At 59.9% G+C, this 4362-nt stretch carries 4 protein-coding genes; 2 read left to right on the top strand and 2 right to left on the bottom strand.

The window, feature by feature from the left end; genetic code table 11:
- Positions 1 to 25: 25 nt before the first annotated feature.
- Positions 26 to 1009, bottom strand: coding sequence for a P-type conjugative transfer ATPase TrbB (gene trbB / locus Q0239_RS08745; RefSeq protein WP_298601316.1), 984 nt, complete (start codon positions 1007 to 1009; stop codon positions 26 to 28).
- A 152-nt stretch (positions 1010 to 1161) separates the two neighbouring features.
- Positions 1162 to 2280: a TIR domain-containing protein gene (locus tag Q0239_RS08740; protein WP_298601313.1), complete on the bottom strand. Its 1119-nt coding sequence runs from the start codon at positions 2278 to 2280 to the stop codon at positions 1162 to 1164.
- A 382-nt stretch (positions 2281 to 2662) separates the two neighbouring features.
- On the opposite strand from Q0239_RS08740, the gene Q0239_RS08735 reads away from it, so the two are divergent.
- Complete coding sequence (locus Q0239_RS08735) at positions 2663 to 3349, top strand: hypothetical protein (protein ID WP_298601310.1); 687 nt, start codon at positions 2663 to 2665, stop codon at positions 3347 to 3349.
- Complete coding sequence (locus Q0239_RS08730) at positions 3342 to 4214, top strand: nucleotidyl transferase AbiEii/AbiGii toxin family protein (RefSeq protein WP_298601308.1); 873 nt, start codon at positions 3342 to 3344, stop codon at positions 4212 to 4214. Before Q0239_RS08735 ends, Q0239_RS08730 begins: the two co-directional genes overlap by 8 nt.
- Positions 4215 to 4362 lie beyond the last annotated feature (148 nt).

The raw sequence follows: 4362 nt of genomic DNA, 5'->3' as shown, positions 1-4362 counted from the left end.
TTGGTGCCGCGCCGGAGGGCATGGATCATAGAAAGTCTCCTTGGGTTTGGGTGGCGGGAATCAGGCGATAGTCGCCGGTGACCGCGTCGAGCCCGTCGACGCGGGCCAATTCGGCGAGACGCCGCCCGGTGCCATCGCGCACCAGCACGGCAATGAGGTTGATGGTCTCGGCGATCAGGGCGCGCGGAACGGTGACGACCGCTTCCTGGATCAACTGCTCCATCCGCCGGAGCGCACCGATCGCACTTCCGGCATGGATCGTCCCGATCCCGCCAGGGTGGCCGGTGCCCCAGGCCTTGAGGAGGTCAAGCGCCTCGGCGCCGCGCACTTCGCCAATCGGAATTCGGTCTGGGCGAAGGCGAAGGCTGGAACGTACCAGATCAGAGAGCGAGGCAACGCCATCCTTGGTCCGCATCGCCACAAGGTTTGGCGCGCGGCATTGGAGCTCGCGGGTATCTTCGATGAGAACGACCCGGTCGGTGGTCTTGGCGACCTCGGCGAGCAGCGCGTTCGTGAGCGTCGTTTTGCCGGTGCCAGTGCCCCCAGCGACAAGAATGTTCAGCCGCTGTGCAACGCCCGAACGAAGCCTGTCCGCTTCAGCTGCGCCCATGATTCCTGCGCTGACGTAGTCCTCGAGCAAAAATACCGCGACGGCGGGCTTGCGGATGGCAAAGGTGGGAGCCGCCACCACCGGTGGCAGGAGGCCTTCGAACCGTTCCCCGCTTTCCGGCAGCTCCGCTGACACGCGCGGTGCATCGCCGTGAACTTCGGCACCCACATGATGGGCAACCAATCGGATGATGCGCTCACCATCGGCTGCAGTCAGGCGTTCACCGCTGTCGGACAGTCCCATGCCCAACCGGTCGACCCACAGGCGTCCGTCCGGATTGAGCATGATCTCGATGACCTGCGGGTCAGCCAGCCAGGTCGCGATCGATACGCCCATCGCCGTGCGCAGCATGCGTGCGCCGCGTGAACGTGCTTCAATTCGGACTGGCTCAGCGCCCATCGGATATCCCGCTTCGGGAGCGGGACAGGATCGTCCGGCTCGACGGGGACGAGTAAGAGACGCAGAAAAGGGGCTAGTTCAACAAGGATTTAGCGTCGTAGTAGTGGGGGATAGAAAAACAGGGAGGGGCGTAGTTCGAAGTGCCGCACTGGTCAGGATGTGAGGATGCCTTCCCTCTCCAATACCTGACGCACATCCTCAAACGCAGCCGAAATCCGTCCCTTCGGAAAGCGGATCTGGCCCAGACCCTGGATGTTGGAGAATTCCTCACATCCATCCTCCAGCATCACGATGCCGCGCGAAAAGCCCAATCGCCCTTGAAACAGGCCGACCTCGTGGATGACGTTCATCCGTGCGCGCATCGCGCCTTCGTTGGTCTCGTCTTCCGCGGTCATGATTACGAAGCCGATCGCTGCGGCTTCGAGCATTTCTGAGAGGCGCGCGATGTTGGTCACGCCCGCGACCGGAACACGGTTGAACTCGTCGGCCGGCAGGTGGAGCCGGTCTTCGACGAAATCCTTCAATTCGCGCCAAAGCGGCGAGCGACCATGACCAATGAAGACATTGGTTCCGATCCGATCGTCGCGTCGTGTCTTCTTGGCCACACGCTCCACATGTGACGCCGCCTGCCGCACAATATCCGCCCCCTGCTGGCCAGCGGTGAACACCGTTGCCATAGCGCCCGCTTCCCCCATCACCTCGAAATGCGCTGGCGTGACGACACCACCGGAAATCGCTTCGGTGTCAGCGGTCATGAACTGACCGCTGGGCTGATACAACAACGTCGCCTCGCGGGGGGAGAAGATCTTCACCTTTTCGAGATCGCTCTTCAGTTTCCCTAGAAAGCTATCATCCCGCTCGGCGAGCATGCTCGACAAGATGGACAGCACGGTCCCTTTAACACGCGCGAAATCGCGCTCTGCGGCATCGACCTGATCGGAGATTGTTTCCAGTTCATAGCCGGCGCGCTGAAATATCGCATTGCGGACCACGCTACGATCATATTGCCCCCATTGCCCGGACGTCCCGCCCGCGAAGCTCATCTCGCGCAGCCCCCATTGGCTATCGAAGCGCGCGCCAGGCTGTGCTCGAAGGTCGCGCTGATACACGCTGGCATGGTAACCCAACCACGAGCCGGAGAACGCTTCGTGGACTTTGTTGCAGGTGTCGATGATGGCTTGGATGGTCCCGCGAATCCCGGGCCCATTGCCCAACGCTGGGATTCTCTCGAATTCGACTGCCGCCGCAAACAACTCGTCCGATTCCAGCAAAAAAGCCTCCTTGAAGCATAGCGGATCTGCCAACGCGAGAGCCGTCCCGAGTCCTATACAGCGTTTATACTCGCCCAATCAAAGGGCGACGGGAACGACATCCTCATGTTCACCCAGTTCGGGTTCTCGCCTGATCCCGGAGTTCGCCGTATCATTTTCTGATTCGGCCCGATCAGCAGCTGACGGCACATCCGGCTTTGGCTGATCAACTGGCGCAGTGGGGGATAGGAAAACAGGGAAGAGCGTAGTTCGAAGCACTTGGACTATGGCCTGTGCGCCACCGGCCCACGCTTGAGGGTGTCAATCGCAGTTCGAACTGTGCGCGTAGGCGGAGATGTAGAAATTCTTGAAACTTTCACCATTAGGAAGTATTGAGAATTTTGTGTCCAGCCTAGCGCAACAGGTATCCGCAAGCGCGCTGCGCGATCGGGTCTTCAATGAACGCCAGCTCAGCGAACTGCTGGGGGGAGGCGATGCGCGGCGTTATGGCCTCGTCAACCGCGCGCTCAAGGACGGGTCACTCATTCGTCTGAAGCGCGGGGTTTATACGCTTGCCAAGGCGCATCGAAGCGCTCCTGTGCATCCCTTCGCGGTGGCGCAAGCTTTGCTTCCCGGGAGCTATATTTCCTTTGAAAGCGCGCTGGCTTACCATGGCTGGATTCCTGAAGCCGTGCTTGTCACTGCCAGCGTGACGCCGGGGCGTAAAACGCTGGAGATCCCGGCCACCGAATTCGGCTCCTTCAAATATCATCCGCTGGCCATTGCCGATTATCGCTTCCTTAGCGGCGTCGAACGGGTGACCTTCGACAAGCTCAGCGCCTTTGTCGCTAGGCCGCTGCGCGCCCTTATGGATCTTGTCGCACTGCGCAAGGTGGAATGGTCTGGCCTTGATTGGCTGACCAGTGGCATGCGGATCGATGACGAGGCGCTTCTGGCATTGACGCAAAAGGACTTTGCCGCAGTGAAGTCGGTCTACAAGCACAAGGCAGTGAACGCCTTCCTTTCCGAGCTTGAAGATGTGGTTCTGACGACAAAGCGGGCTCAAAGCAGGGGATCGCTGCATGATTGACATCATCAAGGAAAAGCTCGGCCGCTATGGCGCCACCAATGCGCTTGAAGAGGAAAACGCGCTCAAGGAGATCCTCCAGGAGATTGCGCTTTACGCGCTGTGGCGCGCCGATTTCTTCGATTGCGCCCTGTTCCAGGGCGGCACCAGCCTGCGCATTCTGCACGGCCTGCCACGCTTTTCCGAGGACTTGGACTTTCTCCTGCGCGTGCCGAATATGGACTTCGACTGGTCCCCTTACCTCGAGGGGATGACCGAGGTGTTCGGCCAGTTCGGGCTGACGCTGGAAGCGCATCCCAAGCCGCGCATGGATACGGCCATTCGCCAGGCGCTGCTCAAGGACGATTCCATCGCCAGCCAGCTCGACCTGTCATTCGCAGGCACCGGCCATCGCAAAGCGATCAAGATCAAGCTGGAAATTGATGTGAACCCGCCCGCAGGATCGGCCGAGGCGACCACCTATCTTGATTTTCCAGCCGACTATGAGGTGCGCCATCAGGATCTGGCATCCAATTTCGCGCTGAAGATCCATGCCTTGCTATGCCGAGGCTTCCTCAAAGGTCGCGACTGGTTCGACTTCTCCTGGTATGTTTCGCGCGGGCTCGAACCCAATTTCGTCCTTTTGCAAAACGCGCTCGTTCAGGCAGGGCCATGGGCCGGTGACGGGTCGCTCCACGTCGATATGTCATGGTTGAAGGCTGCGCTTTCTGGCGCAATCACTCGGATCGAGTGGAAGGAAGCGGCAAAGGATGTCGAGCGCTTCCTGCGTCCCGCCGATCTCAAATCGGTTGATCTGTGGAGTGAGCGCTTTTTCCTCGCCAAGGTCGATAAGCTGGTCGCGGCGTCTGACAGCCAAGCTGTAGCCTAAAGGCCGACATGCCGGGGTATCCGTGGAGCTGCACGCTTGGCTGCCTCCGAAGCAGCAGCCAAAGGTGACACCCTCATTTTGTATTGAGCGTGACCGCCTTTGTTATCAGACTGGCAATGATGTCCGTTTGGGTAACGATGCCTTGCAA

Source organism: uncultured Sphingorhabdus sp., from assembly GCF_937872355.1.
In the GTDB taxonomy this organism is placed as follows: Bacteria; Pseudomonadota; Alphaproteobacteria; order Sphingomonadales; family Sphingomonadaceae; genus Sphingorhabdus_B.
This window is presented reverse-complemented; position numbering and strand designations above follow the sequence as displayed.